General features: G+C 48.6%; 21 protein-coding genes. 11 read left to right on the plus strand and 10 right to left on the minus strand.

What is annotated here, in order from left to right; genetic code table 11:
• Positions 1-290 precede the first annotated feature (290 nt).
• Positions 291-2,432 (plus strand): M3 family metallopeptidase, encoded by a 2,142-nt coding sequence (locus B0475_RS10220; protein ID WP_077411826.1) that lies wholly within the window; start codon positions 291-293, stop codon positions 2,430-2,432.
• A 34-nt stretch (positions 2,433-2,466) separates the two neighbouring features.
• Here B0475_RS10220 and B0475_RS10225 read toward each other — a convergent pair whose 3' ends face one another.
• Positions 2,467-2,856: a RidA family protein gene (locus tag B0475_RS10225; RefSeq protein WP_109862375.1), complete on the minus strand. Its 390-nt coding sequence runs from the start codon at positions 2,854-2,856 to the stop codon at positions 2,467-2,469.
• A gap of 105 nt (positions 2,857-2,961) precedes the next feature.
• Between B0475_RS10225 and B0475_RS10230 the strand changes: the two genes are divergently transcribed.
• The 5 genes from B0475_RS10230 to B0475_RS10250 all read left to right on the plus strand — a co-directional run bounded on the left by B0475_RS10230 (position 2,962) and on the right by B0475_RS10250 (position 6,052).
• The gene (locus B0475_RS10230; protein ID WP_157892854.1) at positions 2,962-3,651 is read left to right on the plus strand and encodes a PepSY domain-containing protein; all 690 of its coding nucleotides are present in this window, start codon (positions 2,962-2,964) and stop codon (positions 3,649-3,651) included.
• 72 nt (positions 3,652-3,723) lie between these two features.
• Complete coding sequence (locus B0475_RS10235) at positions 3,724-4,074, plus strand: hypothetical protein (RefSeq protein ID WP_077411739.1); 351 nt, start codon at positions 3,724-3,726, stop codon at positions 4,072-4,074.
• 195 nt (positions 4,075-4,269) lie between these two features.
• Positions 4,270-4,938, plus strand: a complete 669-nt coding sequence (locus tag B0475_RS10240; RefSeq protein WP_077411741.1) for an OmpW/AlkL family protein — start codon at positions 4,270-4,272, stop codon at positions 4,936-4,938.
• 257 nt (positions 4,939-5,195) lie between these two features.
• Positions 5,196-5,819 carry a BON domain-containing protein gene (locus tag B0475_RS10245; protein ID WP_077411742.1) on the plus strand — a complete coding sequence of 208 codons (624 nt, stop codon included), beginning with the start codon at positions 5,196-5,198 and terminating at the stop codon, positions 5,817-5,819.
• Between the two features lie 71 nt (positions 5,820-5,890).
• Positions 5,891-6,052, plus strand: a complete 162-nt coding sequence (locus B0475_RS10250) for a DUF1328 domain-containing protein (protein ID WP_077411744.1) — start codon at positions 5,891-5,893, stop codon at positions 6,050-6,052.
• A gap of 49 nt (positions 6,053-6,101) precedes the next feature.
• Here B0475_RS10250 and B0475_RS10255 read toward each other — a convergent pair whose 3' ends face one another.
• The 8 genes from B0475_RS10255 to B0475_RS10290 form a co-directional block, all read right to left on the minus strand.
• Positions 6,102-6,905, minus strand: coding sequence for an oxygen-binding di-iron domain-containing protein (locus B0475_RS10255; RefSeq protein ID WP_077411746.1), 804 nt, complete (start codon positions 6,903-6,905; stop codon positions 6,102-6,104).
• Between the two features lie 65 nt (positions 6,906-6,970).
• Entirely contained in the window at positions 6,971-8,800 is a 1,830-nt protein-coding gene (locus B0475_RS10260) for a cation:proton antiporter (protein WP_077411748.1), read from the minus strand.
• A gap of 2 nt (positions 8,801-8,802) precedes the next feature.
• Positions 8,803-9,615 carry a TerC family protein gene (locus B0475_RS10265; protein ID WP_077411750.1) on the minus strand — a complete coding sequence of 271 codons (813 nt, stop codon included), beginning with the start codon at positions 9,613-9,615 and terminating at the stop codon, positions 8,803-8,805.
• 78 nt (positions 9,616-9,693) lie between these two features.
• On the minus strand, positions 9,694-10,572 hold the full coding sequence (locus B0475_RS10270) for a DMT family transporter (RefSeq protein ID WP_232781871.1): 879 nt from the start codon (positions 10,570-10,572) through the stop codon (positions 9,694-9,696).
• Complete coding sequence (locus B0475_RS10275) at positions 10,569-11,360, minus strand: cyclase family protein (RefSeq protein WP_077411751.1); 792 nt, start codon at positions 11,358-11,360, stop codon at positions 10,569-10,571. The genes B0475_RS10270 and B0475_RS10275 overlap by 4 nt, the downstream gene beginning before the upstream one ends.
• Positions 11,360-12,370: an amidohydrolase family protein gene (locus tag B0475_RS10280; RefSeq protein ID WP_198538201.1), complete on the minus strand. Its 1,011-nt coding sequence runs from the start codon at positions 12,368-12,370 to the stop codon at positions 11,360-11,362. The genes B0475_RS10275 and B0475_RS10280 overlap by 1 nt, the downstream gene beginning before the upstream one ends.
• Entirely contained in the window at positions 12,370-12,912 is a 543-nt protein-coding gene (locus B0475_RS10285; protein ID WP_077411752.1) for a 3-hydroxyanthranilate 3,4-dioxygenase, read from the minus strand. Before B0475_RS10285 ends, B0475_RS10280 begins: the two co-directional genes overlap by 1 nt.
• Positions 12,913-12,916: 4 nt before the next feature.
• Complete coding sequence (locus tag B0475_RS10290; RefSeq protein ID WP_109862376.1) at positions 12,917-13,333, minus strand: RidA family protein; 417 nt, start codon at positions 13,331-13,333, stop codon at positions 12,917-12,919.
• Between the two features lie 176 nt (positions 13,334-13,509).
• On the opposite strand from B0475_RS10290, the gene B0475_RS10300 reads away from it, so the two are divergent.
• A complete protein-coding gene (locus B0475_RS10300; RefSeq protein ID WP_077411756.1) occupies positions 13,510-13,896 on the plus strand; it encodes a VOC family protein in 387 nt (128 codons plus the stop codon).
• A gap of 16 nt (positions 13,897-13,912) precedes the next feature.
• Positions 13,913-15,736 carry a DUF885 domain-containing protein gene (locus B0475_RS10305; protein WP_077411757.1) on the plus strand — a complete coding sequence of 608 codons (1,824 nt, stop codon included), beginning with the start codon at positions 13,913-13,915 and terminating at the stop codon, positions 15,734-15,736.
• 69 nt (positions 15,737-15,805) lie between these two features.
• Here the strand turns inward: B0475_RS10305 and B0475_RS10310 are convergent, their stop codons facing one another.
• Positions 15,806-17,206, minus strand: a complete 1,401-nt coding sequence (locus tag B0475_RS10310; protein WP_077411759.1) for a hypothetical protein — start codon at positions 17,204-17,206, stop codon at positions 15,806-15,808.
• Between the two features lie 140 nt (positions 17,207-17,346).
• Between B0475_RS10310 and hemE the strand changes: the two genes are divergently transcribed.
• From hemE to B0475_RS10325, 3 genes are read left to right on the plus strand one after another with little or no spacing between them, the layout of a single operon-like run.
• Positions 17,347-18,393 carry a uroporphyrinogen decarboxylase gene (gene hemE / locus B0475_RS10315; RefSeq protein WP_077411760.1) on the plus strand — a complete coding sequence of 349 codons (1,047 nt, stop codon included), beginning with the start codon at positions 17,347-17,349 and terminating at the stop codon, positions 18,391-18,393.
• A 6-nt stretch (positions 18,394-18,399) separates the two neighbouring features.
• Positions 18,400-18,735, plus strand: coding sequence for a Rieske (2Fe-2S) protein (locus B0475_RS10320; RefSeq protein WP_077411761.1), 336 nt, complete (start codon positions 18,400-18,402; stop codon positions 18,733-18,735).
• On the plus strand, positions 18,722-19,111 hold the full coding sequence (locus B0475_RS10325) for a GtrA family protein (protein ID WP_157892855.1): 390 nt from the start codon (positions 18,722-18,724) through the stop codon (positions 19,109-19,111). The genes B0475_RS10320 and B0475_RS10325 overlap by 14 nt, the downstream gene beginning before the upstream one ends.
• Positions 19,112-19,173: the final 62 nt, after the last annotated feature.

Here is a 19,173-nt window from a genome sequence, read left to right on the forward strand (position 1 = left end):
GGACTTTTGGCACTGTTCTCTGTCTGGTTCAGCTTGCAAGATATTTGACCCAACAGGATGAGCTGGTGATCAGCTCGTCCCGCCGACTTTTCAGGCAGCTGATGAAATCAAGGTATTTTGATGCGAATCTGACAGCCTTGGTGCCATGATCGGCATGACGTGAACGTTTCAATCAAAAGTCGGGCGCTTGATTACGCGATGTGATCGCCACGGCCTCATTCACCTTTGTCACCAGCAATTGTGAATCTGGACCCGGCATCTTTACACTTAATGCATTGACTGAGAGAATTATGAAAATCAATAAACCCAAAACCATGTTGTTGCTGGCCTCCATGTGCCTGGCCATGGGCAGCACACAGGCACAAGAGCCAGCCAAACAAACAAACAATCCATTGTTGGCCGAATGGACCGGTCCGTATGGAGGGGTCCCGGCCTTTGATAAAATGGACCTCAAATACGTTCCCGAGGCCTTTGATGTGGCGATGGCCGAAAACCTCGCCGACTATGAAAAAATCGCCAACAACCCGGAACCTGCCACCTTTGAAAATACCATCGTGGCGATGGAAAGTGCAGGTGAAAAATTGGGTCGGGCTTTTACGTACTTTGGGATCTGGAGCAGCAACCTGTCAAGCCCTGAGGTGAGGAAGCTGCAAATGGAGTATTCTCCAAAATTCTCAGAAATGAGGTCTAAAATTTCTCAAAATGAAAAACTGTTTGCCCGGGTCAAAAAAGTCTACGAAGATTCATTGAAAAACCCACTGGACCCTGAGTCCCAGCGCTTGATTCTGAACACCTATGAAGGCTTTGCCATGAATGGTGCAAATCTGGATGAGTTTTCCAAAAAACGTTATGCCGCCATCAACAAAGAATTGTCTTCTTTGTATACGCAGTTTGCCAACAATGTGTTGCATGATGAAGAAAACTACGTGACCTTCATCACCGATCAACAGTTATCAGGCTTACCAGAGTCATTTATTAAAGCGGCGGCCAAAACCGCAGCCGATAAAGGCAAAGAAGGCCAGTACGCCATCACCAACACCCGTTCTTCCATGGACCCGTTCCTGACCTATTCAACCGAACGTGAATTACGCAAAAAGGTTTGGACCAATTATTATTCACGTGGTGATAATGGTGACGAATATGACAACAATGAACTGATTGCTAAAATCCTTAAACTGAGGCGTGAGCGTGTTGAACTATTGGGACACAAAAACTATCCTGAATGGCGTTTACAAAACCGCATGGCCAAGACCCCTGAAAATGCCATGCAACTGATGGAAGCTGTATGGCCAGCAGCCATTGGCCGGGTGAAAGAAGAAGTGGCTGACATGCAGGCTGTGGCAGATGAACTGGGCCATGGCATCACCATCGAACCCTGGGACTATCGTTATTACGCCGAGAAAGTCAGAAAGAAAAAATACAATCTGGACTCCAATGAAGTCAAGCAGTACCTGCAGCTGGACAACCTCAGAGAAGCCATGTTTTATGTGGCCGGAGAGTTGTTCAACTATACATTCACGGCCTTACCAGAAGGTAAAGTTCCGGTTTATCATGAAGACGTGAACGTGTGGGAAGTCACCGATAAAACCTCTGGTGAACACATTGGTTTGTGGTACCTTGATCCGTTTGCACGCGCTGGTAAACGCTCTGGTGCCTGGGCCAGCCCTTATCGTTCACATGAAACCTATAATGGCAAAGTAACTGTGCTGTCTTCCAACAATTCCAACTTCATTAAACCAGCTCCTGGTGAGTCGGTACTGGTGTCCTGGGATGATGCCGAAACATTCTTCCATGAATTTGGTCATGCCTTACACTTCCTGGCATCCAATGTGAAATATCCAAGTTCCAATGGTGGTGTTCGTGACTACACCGAGTTTCAATCCCAACTGCTGGAACGCTGGTTGTCTACTGATGTGGTGATCAACAACTACCTGAAACACCATAAAACCGGTGCGGTGATTCCGGCTGAACTGATCGCTAAAATCAAAAAAGCGGCCACTTTCAACCAGGGTTTTGCCACCACTGAATACCTGGCTTCAGCTTTGATTGACATGAAAATCCACATGGCTGATCCGGAAAACATAGATGTCGACGCCTTTGAAAGAGATACCCTTAAAGCACTGGGCATGCCTGATGAACTGGTGATGCGTCACCGCACACCTCACTTTGGTCACGTGTTCTCAGGAGAGGGTTATGCCACGGCTTACTACGGTTATATGTGGGCTGATGTGTTGACCTCTGATGCCGCTGAAGCCTTCGAGCAAGCACCTGGTGGTTACTATGACAAGGCTGTGGCTGCGAAATTGGTCAAATACCTGTTTGCTCCCAGAAACGCCATGGATCCTGCTGAAGCCTATCGAAAATTCCGCGGGCGCGATGCTTCTATTGATGCCTTGATGCGCGACCGGGGATTTCCGGTACCCAAAAAATAACCCCATAACGGGTTTAAACCTGAAAGCTCCGGAGTCATTCCTTCGGGGCTTTTTTTATGGCTGTGACTTCGATTTCAATCTTCATGGCTTCATCCAGTAAGCCTGCTTCAATCATGGTGGCTGCTGGCCTGACCTCAGACAGGTGTTTTTGCAACACCGGTGCACAGGCGGCAAAATCCCGTTTGTCAGGTAAGATATAATGTATCCTCACCACATCAGCCAACTCACTATCACAAGTTTGCAAGGCCTGAATGATGTTCTGAAAACATTGTTCGGTTTGATCCACCACATCATCGCTGATGGTCATGCTGTCATAGTCATAGCCGGTGGTGCCGGAAACCAAAACCTGATCACCGACGACCACCACCCTGGAATAGGCGTATTGCTGTTCAAAGGTTGATCCACTGGATATTTTTTTTCTCATTGTTGGGTTCCTCATCAGTTCACAACATTGTACCCAATCTGCTATTCAATGATTGGGTTTGGTCGCTGCATTCATTACAATGGGCTTTTTTCATTTGGATCGAGTATGCGTCTTCAATTGTTTTTCCGTAAACTGCATAAGTGGGTGGGACTGGTGCTGGTGATCCAGTTGATTTTTTGGTTTACCAGCGGTTTTTTGATGAGCTACATGCCCATCGATGAAGTCCGTGGCAACCACATCCTGAAAAATCCAGAGAACAAAACCCTGCCTGTTCTGAGCCCTGATTACACGGGGATCACCCAGCAATTGTCCGATCCTGCATTATCTGCAACCCTGAACATGTTGGATAATCTCCCGGTGATTCAGGTCACAACCATCAACCAAACGATGCTGTTTGATGCCATCACGGCAAAACAACTTTCTCCACTGTCAGCTGATTGGGTTAAAACACACATCAGCCAACGACTCTCCAGCAAACATCAGGTCCGTTCCCTCAGTTTGTTGACCGAAACACCTTCAGAAATCCGTGGTCGGCCGGCGCCTGTTTGGCAGGTTAAACTGGAGGGTCCTGAAAATCCGGTGGTTTATCTGTCACCGCAAACCGGACAGGTATTGGCCACCCGCACAGACCGGTGGCGATTGTTTGATTTTTTGTGGATGCTGCACATCATGGACTACGATGAACGCAATGATTTTAACCATCCCCTACTGTACCTGACAGCTCTGGCAGCTCTGATGTTCACCATCACAGGAGTGGTTTTGCTGTTTTATACATTAAGAAAAAGACCCGCCTAACACTGACCAATGTGTTCTTTTTAATCAGTATTTGGTGCTATCATGGTTGAATCACAATAAAGGGGAACAAAAATGAAAAAACTGCTTTTAACGATGGTGGCCTGTTGCGGCTTTTCTGTGGCCAACGCTCAACTCAGTTGTCAGGACCTGGATGACCTTGCTGGCAGTCTTGATGAACTGGCGGAAGCCCTGGTCGAAGTCGATGACATTGGCTTGAATTCACCATTGGATGCCACCCTGGGAGATTTATCTGAAGCCCTTTCAGCGGTTGCCTATGTTGAAGAGGATGCACGACTGACTCGTTGGATAGCTGACTTACAATTGTCCTGGCAAGAAATGGAACGCGAAGATTTTGAGGTGGCACTGGATGACATCATAGACCGACTGGATGAGTTAGGAGAACGTGATTGCGATGGTTGGTAAGCCGGTGATCGCGCCTGACATAAATGAACCGGCTCGATTGCTTAACCTGTCCAGACTCCCTCTGTTCAATGATTCTGGCCTGCTTTGGAAAAAATCGCTCCCGAGCACAAAGAACTGACTCTGTTTTGACAATTGTCAAACACTGCTTTTAACGCTTTTTTTACAATACAGTTTTCACAACAACAGAGAAAACACATGAAAAAAGTATTGGCAGCGACCCTGGCTCTGATGAGTTTTAATGCCCTGGCTGTAGAAAAAGGTGATTGGCTGTTACACATTCGTGGCATCAACATTTCACCGAACGATGACAGCTCCCTGATACATGTCGATGGCGCAGGTGTAGCAGGTACTGGAGTGACCGTTGATGACAACCCCAGCCTGGACATTTCCCTGGGCTATATGTTTACTGATAACTGGGCTGTGGAACTGTTGGCTGACCTGAGTTCTAAACACACGGCTTCAGCTTATGGCCTTGGTGGTCTTGGCGTTCCTGATGGAACCGATGTGGTTGACACCAATGTCCTGCCACCTACTGTTTTTCTGCAGTATCAGTTTAATCCCAAAGGCAAAGTCCGACCTTATATGGGTGTTGGTCTGAACTATACCCTGTTTTTCAATGATGACCTGACCGCACCAGCTCAGGAAGTGTTGGGTGCCAGTAACCTGGACCTGGATTCTTCTGTGGGTGCTGCAGCACAATTTGGTATTGACTGGGAATTACAAAATAACTGGTCATTCAATGTCGATGTTAAATACATCCAGATTGATACGGAAGCCACTTTTGATACCGCCATTGGTCGTGCATCCGTTGATATTGACATCAACCCCACTGTTTTAGGCATCGGATTTGGCAAAACATTCTGATAAACCGAAATAACAATCCTCTTCTTGATTAAGCCCGGGTAATCCCGGGCTTTTTGTTCTTATACGCACACTCTACATTTCTGCAAACTCAAAGAGATGTTTCTAAAAAATATTTAATATCAATAACTTGAGTTCAATAACACAAAGCGTTTAACTCTTTCTTAATGTTTTTTCAACGCGATTTATTGCATTGTTTGTACAATTGAAAGCATCATATCGTTCGGTATGTGTACTTTTAAAAACACAAAGGAGATATCATGAAATCAACAACAGACAAGATGAAACAAGCCATTAAATCAACCTTATTTGCTGCTTCCTTGACTGTTACCTCAATGGCCACAGCTGGCGGCAATGAGCACTATAAAACAGATGTCAAATTAAAGGATGCCTGGATAGACGGCAAAATTGAATCTGCTTTACTGATCAACCGGCACCTCAACAATTTCACCATCGATACCGATGTTAAGAAAGGTAAAGCTTATTTGTCTGGTACCGTGCGTTCCGAAATTGATCGCGACCTCGCTGAAGAAATCGCCAAAAGCATTGAAGGAGTGACCGCTGTTGATAATGACATCATCGTCAAGAAATCTGAAGAGATGTCAGACAAATGGCATGTCACACACAAACACCAGAAAGAAAAGACCAGAGAGTTCGGCACCTGGTACGACGATGCCACCACAACCGCATCGATCAAATCTGAGTTGTTGTGGAACGATTCAACATCCGGGCTGGATATCAATGTGGACACCGCTTTCGGTGTGGTGACCCTCAATGGAGTGGTCGACAGTGAATCAGAGAAAGAGTTGATTGAACAAATCGCTGAAAATACGCCTGGCGTAAAAAATGTAGAAAGTGAAATTGAAGTGGACAGCAACTCATAAGCGTTGAATCACAATCCACCAGCGGGGTGCCAGTTCACCCCGCTTTTTTATCACTGTTATCGGAGTTAATCATGCTCAACTACGCACTTTTATTTCTCATCATCGCCATCATCGCGGCCGTTTTCGGTTTTGGAGGTGTGGCAGGCACAGCCGCCAGCATTGCCAAAGTATTGTTTTTCATTTTTCTGGTGCTGATGGTAATTTCATTGTTTTCTCACGTGTTCAAGACTTAGCCGGTTAACACAAAAGGCGAATATGGACCTCCGCCCGTTCGGGGGTTTTTTATGAACCGTACAAGGCCAACGGCGCCGAATAATGTGCTTGCTTCAATAAATCCATGCCACACTCAAGGTCACTGATCCAATCAAGAAACTGACCAATTACCCGAGCTCCTTTGAAAGCCTGTCCATGTTGTGGCACGATGGCTTCCACATCAAGCTTTTCAACCATTCTGGCCCAGTGTCTGGCGGCTTTATTTGAACCCATGTATCGCCGATGAAAGCCTTCCATCAATGGAATATGGGCCTCAAAATCAGTCACATATGCGGTTGATTCATCCCCTCCAATGGATGCCCCCATGTCACCGGAAAACAATATTTTGCTGACTGGGTCATACAATTGAAAGTTACCGACTGAGTGTAAAAAATGAGCCGGTAACATAACCAGTTCACTGTCACCAAACGGTAACCGGAAACCCTCATCTGGAATCTGAATGACCCTTTGATTGAAGTCGCCCACTTGTTTATCTACATGCGATGAAACCAAATGTGGCAGAAACCGACCCCATAAGCTGGAGACCAGTACACGGCATGCAGAGTTCATCACCCAGCGATCAATCGATGCGATGATGTCCGGATCCTGATGAGAAGCAAAAATATAGTCCAGCTCTTTCGGGTTGATGTAACGGGTGATGGCGATGTTCAGCGGAATATACGTTAAGTCGCCACCCGGGTCCAATAATATCGACTGATCACCATTGAGGATGAGGAACTGATTGGCCTGCACCCCTTCGCCTTCAACCAAATCATTGAAAGCCAGGCAGAGGTGTTTGCCGTGACGAAACAACACTTCAGGCTTGCCTTGCATGAATAACTCCTGGAAACGAAAGCAGTTATTGTAGACAAGCCGGGATGTACTTTATTTGACAAATATCAAACGATGGGTTGATTATCCTCTTCTTTTTCTGGTATCAAACCAACCAATGTCCATTCAGTGCCAAGCTTTTCAACGCTTTCTTTGCGGGTGAAAACCTTCAACTGTTTGCCGTCTGCTGAAATTCCAAACATGGGAATCACTCCTTTGCCATGCTGTTCCAGGTATTGTTCATATCCATATTCATCAGACAAAGTGGTACTTTTGATTTTGGCACCCTTAGATAACAAACTGGCCAGTTTTGCGTACGTGATGTCCCGATCAAATAAGTTTCTGGCTTTGCCCTCACGGGAAACGCTGTGCTTGTGTTCATCACGGTTCCTCTCTTCCTCGTTGAGGACAAAAATGTTGGCCACCCCAAACTCCCTTTTATAGCGGGTCGCTGCCAACAGGTTAAGGTCTTTGTTCATCGATAATGCCAACATTTTACCAATCCCGATCAAATCCAGGTGTTGATCGGCATGTTCTGAAACCACATTGCCATAATAAGTACGGATGTCTTTCATTCTGGCATCTCTGATATAGCGCCAATGAGAATCTGTCAACAAACATTCAAAACCATGTTTATTCAGCGCTTCAGCAATCGCCACCGCAACCGGGTTGCTGCCCACCACCAAAATGCCTTTGGACTCAGGATTAGCCACACCCAGCTTTTTTGCCAGATAACCGGCTGTGGCAGACTGGAACACCACGGTTCCAATGATCACCATAAAGGTCAGTGAAACCAGCAAATTGGCTTCACTGTAACCTTGTTGTTCAAGCTTCAGGGCAAACAACGCAGAAACCGCAGCGGCGACAATCCCCCTAGGCGCTATCCATGACAACACCACACGTTCCTTAAAATTCAGGTCTGAACCCCAGGTTGAAATCAATATTTTCAATGGTCTGGCAACGAATTGTACCACCAGCAAAATCACCAGTGACAACCATCCGATATTCAAAAACTCCTGTAAATCAAGTCGCGCGGCCAAAATGATGAACAGCCCTGAAATCAACAACACCGTCAAAGATTCTTTGAAATTCAGGATGTCCTCAATGGGGGTGTTTTTGCTGTTGGCCAGCCACATACCCATCACTGTCACAGTCAATAGACCGGACTCATGAGCCAAGTGGTTAGACAATGCAAAAACCGCAAAAACCAGGGTCAGGGTGAATACATTATGCAGGTATTCCGGTAACCAATGACGACGCAGAACCACACCCATCAAATGCCCACCCAGTGCACCCAACACCAGGCCAACCAGAAAAATCCAACCAAAGTCCAAAAACACACCCATCAGGCCTTCTGCACCTTGCTGGGATGATATAATGAAGTTAAACACCAACACCGCCAGTAAGGCACCCAGCGGATCAATCACGATGCCTTCCCAACGCAGCACATTGGCCACTTTTTTGTTGAGTTTAAAAATTCGCAGCATTGGTACGATCACTGTCGGACCAGTGACCACCACCAACGAACCGAACAACAAAGACAACAACCAGGGCAGATCAAGTAACCAATGGGTGGCCACCGCTATGGTCAGCCAGGTCACAATCATGCCCAGCGTAACCATTCTCCTGACCACTGACTCCAAACCGCGGATTTCGCGTAAGTTCAGGGTCAATGCCCCTTCAAACAGAATCACCGATACCGCCAGAGAAACCATAGGAAATAACAAATCTCCAAAAATCAGGTCAGGGTCAATCAGTCCGGTCACCGGCTTACCGAGGATGATGCCCAATAAAAGCAGCAGCAAAATGGATGGCAGTTTAAGCCACCAGGCCAGCCACTGGGCCAAGGAGCCCAGTATGCCAATCGCTGCTATTGACAGCATCAAATGTTCAGACATGTTTATTCCTTCAGAGACTCTATTGCCTGTGGATTATTCCGTAATTTAAGTCGTGACAGTTTTTTCGAGTAACGGCCTCTGACAATTTCAGAGATCACCAACACCACAATCACAAAATAGAAGGTGGCCTTACTCATCTGGGTGATTTCGTGGCCAAAGAATTTCAGGTGGGCAATGTGACCGCCTTCGGACAACAACATGATGCCGACGATGAACAAAATAAACAAACCCAGAATCTCGTACATGCGATTGCGTTGCAGGAAATCTGCTATGGTGTCCGCCAGCCAAACCATCAACATGGCACCAATCAGAATGGCCGTGGCCATCACAACGTAATTATCGGTCAGTGCCATCGCACTGAGGATGGAATCAAAAGAAAACACCACGTTCATGGTCACAATCAATGCCAGGGCTTTGCCAAAAGAAGCCTTTTTCTTGTCTTCCTGGCTTTGGTTGTGTTCTTCCAGCAACATCATGTGCCAGATTTCTTTCACCGCGGTGTAAATAATGAACACGCCACCAAGCAATACCACCACTGCACGGAGGTTAAATGAGCCTTCCACCACGCCCTGCCAACCAATGGTAAACATCGGTTCGGTAAAGTATGACAACAGCTTTAACAGCAGGAACAACAGAATCAAACGGAACAAAACCGCCATCCAAATACCGGTTTTGCGCAGCTTGGACTGTCTGTCCGGCGCCACCCGTTTGGACTCAATAATGATATACAGCAGGTTGTCGAAACCCAGCACAGCCTGCAGCATGATCAACATACCCAGGGTCAGTAAATTTTCTATGGTGAACAAGCCTTCCATCTCAAACCTCAGAATTGAAAACAATCATTGTTATCTCAATGCCGGTTATTTTCAAGTGGAAAAAACAATGTAATGAATTCAAACTTGCTGTCGTTGACTGGTTAACATCACCAATAAGATTCCGCCCAGTACCGCTGCTGCAGACAACACCAGTCGCTGGCTCAGTGACTCGCCGGCAAATACCACACCGCCGCCGGCTGCCAGTACCGGCACAGACAACTGAAGCACCCCGGCGCTGGTAGCGGTGAGCGAAGGCAGTACGGTGTACCAGATGGCATAACCCAACCCTGAGGTCAGCGCACCTGAAAAGACCGCCAGTATCACCCCATCAACAGACCAATGTTCGAAACCTGGAACCCACAGCAGCAAGGGTAGGGCCAGGGGCACTGACCAGAGAAAATTCCGCGTCGTGTCGGTCAATGGTTGTGCTGAGCCTTGTCCGGCCAGGGTGTACAGTCCCCAGGCCACCCCACTGAACAGCATCAACACAAAACCGGTCCAGCTGGGAGTTCCCAAAGCTGGCCACAACAAATAACTCAGTCCGGAAAAAGCCAGCAGCACACCCAGCCATTCCAAGCAACCAGCCCGGTAGCCACCAATGAGTCTGCTGAACAACATTGTCAACTGTACCACCCCGAACAAAATAAGCGCACCACTGCCGGTATCCAACATCAGGTATGCCAAAGAAAAGCACACGGCATAAATGAACAGCAACACGGCGCCCATTATGCCCTGCCACCGAGGTGTGATGACCTGCTTTGAAACAGACTGGGCTGATTTGCTCAGCGCCATCAGTAACACCAACATCAGGGCGCCGGCAATCAGTCGCACACTGGTGAAACCAGCTGCGTCCATCAGTCCCTGGCCCAGGACCAAACGGCACAACACCGAATTACCGGCAAAAGCCAGTAAAGCCAAAGTGGTGAAGAAAACCAACTTCAGGGTTTTCTGGCTCAAGGTGTCAACTCATACAACATCGGATTGCTGGGCACGGCATTGAGGTTCATGCGAGGCAATTGGAGGTTCAGCAGGTATTCGCCGTCTTTGATTTCGTTCGGCACGTAAATCATTTCGGTGATGGTTTTGTGCTGAAACTGCAGGTCATTTAATTGGTGATCTCCAGGCTGAATGTTCCAGAACAAACGGTGGTTGCTCAGCATGCCGTCATCATGCAACCGGTCCACTGATGGCATGTCCACCAGCAGGTGCTCAACCTGGGTTTCTTCTACCAGCCAGCGCATGGCTTCATTACTGAAAAAAGGAGGGTGTATGTCCTGACCGTATTGATGAGTCAGTTTCGCCGCAGCGTTAGGCAAGGTTCTGATAATCAAAGCTTTTACACCCCTGTGTAAACGGTTCTTTACAGCCGTCAACTGGTACTTACACAACAATTTATCACCCGGCTCAATGGCTGGCTGATAACTGTCCATACTGACATGAGTAACTGGCTCCAAGGTCACCAGCAAGGCTTTCATCAACGGCTGTATCACCACTTCATGTGGCGCCAACAACTGGTCGACCACATGAGAAATGCTTTCGGTGTGGGTGCCGTTGCAGTGTGGGTTGAATGATACTTCGGGCGCATTACAGGAACCGCCTTGTGTGGTGTCACCAATGAACGACCCGGCCTGCATGGGTTTGGCGGAGGCCGAGGCGGCGCCGAAATGACTGGGTTGCGGTCCGTCAAACAACATCGGTATGGCGATCGATCGCGGGGCCTGATTGAGCTTGACCCGGCGACTCATCAGACAAACTGCTCAGCTGACAGGTTCAGCCATTCCAACGCTGTGCCGGCCAACATCCGCGCTTTGATGTCATCATCATAGGGCATGGAAGCAATCAGTTTGCCTGGTTCCAACTCACCCAGCGGGAATGGATAATCGGTGCCCAGCGCCAGACGCTCATGACCCATTAATTTGACAATGTAATCGAGCACTCCAGGTTCATGCACCAGGGTATCCAGATAAATCTGCTGCAGGTATTTGCGCGGGTTATGCGGATTGTCCACCGCCACCAGGTCCGGACGGACCTCAAAACCGTGTTCAATGCGGCCTATACTGGCCGGAAAACCGCCGCCGCCATGGGCAAAAGCGATCCGCAGATTGGGCAGTCGCTCCAATACACCTCCAAAGATCATGGAACATATGGCCAGTGACGTTTCTGCCGGCATACCAACCAACCAGGGCAGCCAGTAATCTTTCATTTGTTCTTTACCCACCATGTCCCAGGGATGCACAAAAATCGCAGCACCGAGCTCTTCGGCAGCGGCAAACACCTCAAACAATTCTGGCGCATTGAGGTTCCACTCGTTGACATGGGAACCAATCTGCACCCCAGCCAGGCCCAGTTCTTTGACACAACGCTCGAGTTCTTTGACCGCCAGGTCTGGTGCCTGCATGGGCAAAGTTCCCAGGCCCACAAAACGACGCGGGTTGCTGGCGACTTTCTGCGCCATATCATCATTCAGAAATCGTGCCAAATCATGGGTGTCCTGTGGTTTTGCCCAGTAACAAAACATCACCGGCACCGTCGACAGCACCTGTACGTGAACCCCGTGAACATCACACTCTTTGAGCCTCACTTCAGGGTCCCAACAGTTGGCTTCAACGTCACGAAAATGACGGCCATCCTGCATCATCCGGGCACAACCACAGCCGGTGTGCTCAAGTTGAACAAAACCACCATAACCATATTTTTCCTGCAGGTTGGGCCAGTTTTCCGGCAAAATATGCGTGTGTATGTCTATTTTCAGCATCAAAGCTCCAATTTGTTGCTGTCAGGCATGACCGTGCCACAGGCATCACAGGTACGGGCCTGCGGGTCATTGAAAAACCGCTCGAAAACCGGAAAGAAGTCTTGTTCAATGTCCGTCAGGGTAAAGTATTCTTCATACAACAAGTGGTTACAGTTTTCACAGTACCACATCAATCCATCCTTCTCGTTGGTCAATCGCTTGCGCTCAACCACCAAACCAATGGAGTTCGCATACCGTACCGGAGAGTGCGGCATCCTGGGTGGCAGCAAAAAGATTTCACCTGCCTTGATCGGATAATCCACGACCTGCCCATTTTGTTGGGTCTTCAGCAACATTTCTCCTTCCAGCTGATAAAAAAACTCAGGGCCTTCATCATAATGGTAGTCGCGTCTGCCGTTGGGTCCACCAACCACCATCACAATGAAATCATCCTCTTCAAAGACCTGTTTGTTACACACCGGCGGTTTGAGTTGGTCGCGGTGGTCATCAATCCATTGTTGAAAATTAAAAGGGGCGCTGGGTGCGGTGTGCTTTTCGTTCATGATTTCACTCTTTGATGACTGCTATACATTTTAACTCAATCGCAATCGGTGTCGGCAACTTGTTGATTTCTACCGTGGTGCGGCAAGGCTGATTGCTGGCAAAGTACTCGGCATAAACCTTGTTATAGGTGGCAAAATCATCATCCATGTTGGTCAGAAACACCGTGACATCAACCAGCTCATCCCAACTGGAACCCGAGGCTTCCAACACCAATCTGACATTTTCAAAGACACTGCGACACTGGGTTTCTATGCAGTATGCAGTGATGTTGCCATCTTCATCGAGGCTGACTCCAGGGATGTCTTTGCTGCCTTTTTTTCGGGGGCCAACCCCGGATAAAAACAACAAATTGCCAACTTTTCTGGCGTGCGGATACAGGCCGACTGGCGGCGGGGCATCATTGGCCATGACTTTGTTCATATTTTTATTCTCGCTGTGTGTTCAAGCTGGACTTTGTCAGAACAGCCGTTCACAATGTTTAGCTTACATTACCCAGACCTGTTTACCACGAACAAGTCTGATCATCAATGTGCTGAGGTGGCTGGTCATGGACCAGTCATTCTGCGGTCAGCACCCGTATAAAGAGGAATAACACCATGCTGGGTTACATCACCATTGGCGCCAACGATTTGGATGCTTTATCAGAATTTTACGACAGCCTGTTCGCCGAAATCAATGTTAAACGCATCATGCCGGGTTCTGAAGAACATGGCTATGTGGTCTGGGCCAAAGATGAAACCGCCACCGGTTTTTCCATCATCAGACCCTTCAACGGCGAACCGGCCACAGCCGGCAACGGCAACATGGCAGCCATCTCTGCCGGCACCCCTGAGCTTGTCAAAGCACTGTATCACAAAGCCCTTGAAACAGGTGGCCGCTGTGAAGGTCAGCCAGGAGACCGGGGAAATGGCTTTTATGCCGCCTACTTCCGGGATCCGGAGGGCAACAAACTGAATGCGTACTGTATGACCACCAACCCATAATTCACCGGAGCTTTCGATGAAAAGAGTTTTAAAAAAAATCCTCAAATATTTTGCTGTGTTGCTGTTATTGCTGGTGCTTCTGGGCTCAGCGTTTTTTGTTCATGTCTGGTATTTTAAGCCCTATGACATCAACTTGTTTTTCGGCCGCACGGCTTTACAGTTTGCCTTAAAGAGTCCCGAAACACTGAGTTCATTGAGGGTGCTGGAAAAGTTCGGCATGGAAGGGCACAACGCTGAATTGAATGACGCCAGTCTGACCGCCGGTGATGAAACTTTTGCGCACGTGTTGCAGGCCCACGAAACCCTGTTGTCCTATGCCGATGAAGACCTCGATCCAGCTGACAAAATGTCCAAAGATGTGATGTTATCCTTGCTGAACATTGTGGTTGATGGTCAACGCTTTCGATTCCACAACTATCCCGTGAATCAACTGTTTGGCGTACAAAACGGTTTCCCCTCATTCATGGAAAGCACCCACCAGGTTCATGATGTGGGCGATGCCGAAGATTACATCAGCCGGTTGTCTAAAGTAGGTATCAAATTTGACCAGGTGCTGGAGGGCCTGAAACACCGGGAAAACCTGGGCATCTTGCCACCCCAGTTTGTGGTCACCAAAGTATTGGAAGAAATGAACGGTTTCGTCAACACACCTGCTGAAGACAACATCCTGTTCACAGCACTGGCTGACAAAATGGAACAAGCCGGTCTGGCTGTTGAAGACCAGCAAACCCTGGCCACTGATGCCAGATCTACCATTGAACAAACCGTATACCCGGCTTATCAGCGATTGATCGATTACTTTGTCCGGCTGGACAACAAAGTCAGTGAAAATCATGGCGTCTGGAATCTGCCGGATGGCGATGCCTACTACACCCTTGCCTTGAAATTTTTCACCACCACTGACTACAGCCCATCCTACATTCATGATTTTGGCCTCACCGAGGTGGATCGCATCCAACAGGAAATCCTCGACATCCTGGCTGGCGAGGGTTGGGATGTCAGCGGTGGGTTTACCAGCAGCATCGAAAACATGGCCGTTAATCCGCGCTTTTATTATTCTGACTCCGATGAAGGTCGCGAACAGATACTGGACGATTACAAAACCATGCTGGTGGAAATAGAACAACAAATGGCCAGCCATTTTCATGACTTTCCTGAAGCCGGTATGGACGTCCAGCGGATTCCGGAATTCAAAGAAAAAACCGCACCAGGGGCTTACTATCAGCGACCGGCGATGGATGGCTCACGCCCCGGGGTGTTTTATGCCAATTTGTATGACATCAAAGCCACCCCAAAATATGGCATGAAAACCCTTGCCTACCACGAGGGCATACCAGGTCATCATTACCAACTGGCCATCCAGCAGGAATTGGAAAACATGCCGTTTTTTCGCAAAATGGTGCCATTCACCGCTTATTCAGAAGGCTGGGCTTTGTATGCTGAACGGGTGGCGTATGAAATGGGTATGTTGTCCGACCCTTATGACAACATTGGCCGTCTGCAGGCAGAACTCTTCCGAGCCGTCCGCCTGGTGGTGGATACCGGTATCCATGCCAAACGCTGGAGCCGCGAACAGGCCATTACATATATGCTGTCCAATACCGGCATGGCGGAATCGGATGTGGTGTCAGAAATTGAACGTTATTTTGTGATGCCCGGACAGGCCACTTCATACAAAGTGGGCATGACCAAAATTCTCGAATTACGTGAGCAAGCCAGGCAAGCTTTGGGTGATCGTTACGATGTCAGGGACTTTCATCGGGTGGTACTCAACAGCGGTTCCGTTCCACTGAACATCCTGGAACAGCTGGTCGATCAGTACATCCAAGAAAACAGCTGATTTCAGCACAAAAAAAGCCAGGTCGTAAGTTCACGACCTGGCTGATATGATGGGTCTGGATAAAGGGACTTACTTCAAACCACGCTTTCTTTTGATTTCTTCCATTTTTTGTTGTTGCAACATGTGCTCTTCCATGCGGTAACGGGTGGGGGACTTGATGATCACCAATGGTTCCCAACTGCTGTTCGGTAATAAACGGCCCAAACCATCGGTCTTGGCCCACTGGGTGTTGGCCGCATAAAACACATGATCACCCACCAGGGTGCCATTACCCAAATCTTTGAATTCAGGATGAGATGCTTCGATGGGAAACAGGTTTTTCAGAAACAGGTCCTTTTCCAGCACATAGCGCATCAGACGAGCTGGCTGAACTCCGCTTTGGATACCAATCAGATCACCGTCATCATAGAACAAATCATTCATGCCGGCAAAGAAGCCCTTACCACCTTTGATCAATGGCACCACCTGCAAAGATTCCAGATTAATGACAAACAGCCCCAGCTCATAATCGGACACATAAAGCACACTCTCAGCGGCGTTGCTGGTGATGGCCTTGATGTTTGACAATCCTGGCAGAGCCAGAACTGGCTCCACAGTTTCCTGACCATTTTTCACGCGGAAAAAAGTACTGTCAAAGGCGTTGATGAAATACAGGTCACCACTGGTTGTCAGGTGCATGGCGGTGAATAATTTAGGCTGATCACTTTTCGCCATTGACATGTTTTTCAGCACTTCACCGGTACTTAGCCTGATTTTGGAGATCATCGCCTGACCAAAATTTTGCTGGGTGGTTCCGGTGTAATGAGGCAGTGTGGCAGTCGCCAGCCACAACAAATCAGCCGACTGGTCAATCACCAGATCAATCACACCCCAGGGGCCAGTGGCCGGATTCCCGGCTTTGAAGAATTCACTGAATCCACTTTCCTCGTCATATTGGTAGACCGCACCGGAACGCACGCTGCCCAGCAAAAACCGTTCAGCTTTGGCATCCCACGCCAGGTTCTCAAACAACATTCCTGAATAGTGATGGCTGACAGCAAAGGCTTGTTTGCCTTCACCAAAAGCCTGGGCATTCTGTTCCATGCCATCTTCAATGTATTCAAACACCTTGGTGTCTTTGATCAGATCAAACCCGCTGTGCTCAGTGACCGGGTAGCTCAACCCGGCTTTTTGTAATTCTATCAGGTCGTTATATGCTTCGGTTTTCTTGTCCTGCAAAGCATATGCCTTGGCCAGATCAAGACGGAATACCGGGTCATAAGGACGCAGTTCAGTCAGCTTTTTCATCACCAGCTCATAGCGGGAATACTGCTCTTCCTGAAGGGTTTTATCTGCCAGTTCAAGCAGTTGAGGCAGACTGTCAATGGTCGCCAGATCCCTGGCAAAAATCTTTTCAGGGTCCAGGGCCTGAGCATGAATGCCGGCTGTGAACGCTAACAATAACAAGGTAAATGGTTTTTTCATCATCATCTGGTTTTTCAAAGTGGTTATAAGACCTCTTTGTTGCTGTGAGGTTCCATACAAACCGCGGCATTTTAACAGAACTGTTGGTAAATAGCTGTTTATGCCCCGGGTAACTGATAAAATGGGCCTTTTTTTCGGCCTGTCTGATGAAACTCGAAAATGACTTATACTTGCGTGCATTGCGCCGTGAAAACACAGAACGCACCCCTGTCTGGCTGATGAGACAAGCCGGCAGGTACCTCCCCGAATACCGCAAAGTCCGCGCAGAGGCCGGAGACTTCATGACCCTGGCGAGCACCCCTGAGATGGCATGTGAAGTCACCATTCAACCTCTGGAACGTTTTCCATTGGATGCGGCGATCATTTTTTCTGATATCCTGACCATTCCCGATGCCATGGGGCTGGAGTTGTATTTTGAGCCCGGCGAGGGTCCGCGCTTTAACAACCCCATCACCGATGAAGCCGACATCAAAGCCCTGCCAGTACCCGATGCGGATGACCTGCAATATGTCATGGACGCCATCAGCCTGACCACCCGCACCCTCAATGGTCGGGTACCCTTGATTGGTTTTTCCGGCAGCCCCTGGACGCTGTTGACCTATATGATAGAAAACGGCGGCAGCAAAACCTATGCCAAATCCAAAGCCCTGCTGTACAAGTCGCCTGAGCTGGCTCATTTGCTGCTGGATAAACTGTCACGATCGATCATCAAGTACCTGATCGGACAAATCCAGAGCGGTGCATCGGCCGTACAGATTTTTGACAGTTGGGGCGGGGTCCTCAGCCCGGCTGATTTTCAGACTTTTTCGTTGCACTACATGCAACAAATTGTCGACGGCCTCAAACAGGCTGGTTTCGCTGACACCCCGGTGGTGTTGTTCAGTAAAGGAGCCAATCAAAGCCTGACAGCCATGTCTGAAACCGGTTGCCATGGCTTGGGGCTTGACTGGACCATCAACATCGATGTGGCCAAAACCCTGACCGGTGACCGGGTGGCTTTGCAGGGCAACCTGGATCCGGCCACTTTGTACGCCCCAGATGCATACATCGATCAGGCCGTCAAACAAGTGTTGGATGCCTATGGACCAGGACCAGGTCATGTGTTTAACCTGGGTCATGGGATGCAACCGGACATGGATCCTGACAAAGTCGCGGTATTGGTAGATGCGGTGCGCCGACACTCGAGTCGCTGAACAACCATGAAATACAAACTCACCACCCTCATCAATGTACCCATCGACCAATGGTCGGAGCACAGCCTGCAAACCGAAAACGGGCATTGTTCAGTCATGGTTAAACGTGGTCACACCGAATGGGTGGCATACATCAACGAATGTCCCCATCAGGGGCGCCGCATGGATTATGCAGAAAATGCTTTTCTGGAAACCCCGGATAAGCAGCTGGTTTGTCCGGCCCACGGTGCGACCTTTGATGCCGCAACGGGGTTGTGCACCAGCGGACCTTGTGCTGGCCAGTCACTGACCGCGCTGACCATTGACATTGATGACAAGGACGTGTTTGTTGAGTTCCGTTAAACCTTTTCTGGCGCTGATGGTGCGTTACGGTTTGGTTGGGGTACTGGCCAGTGTGGTGCATGCCGCCATCAGCCTGTTGTTGCATGAAGTGTTTGCCATCGCACCATTCACTGCGCATGCCAGCGGTTTTGCCGGCGGATTGGTCACTGCCTATCTGGGTCATTATCACTATTCGTTCAAGGATGATGGGCAGCACCGTTCACGGTTTCCCAGGTTCGTGATCACTTCATTGACCGGCTTTGCACTCCATCAAGGTGGGGTTTGGTGGTTGGTCAGCCAGCTTGGCTGGGACTATTCGACCATGGCTTTACCCGCGCTGATGCTGACAATTCCGTTGGTGACTTTTCTGTTGTCAAAGTTTTGGGTGTTTCGCTGAGGGGTTCTAAAAACGCCACATCAAAGGGCACCAGCTTAAAATCTGGCGGCAAGTTACTTAAA

Source organism: Marinicella sediminis, from assembly GCF_002000055.1.
GTDB classification, from domain to species: Bacteria; Pseudomonadota; Gammaproteobacteria; order Xanthomonadales; family Marinicellaceae; genus Marinicella; species Marinicella sediminis.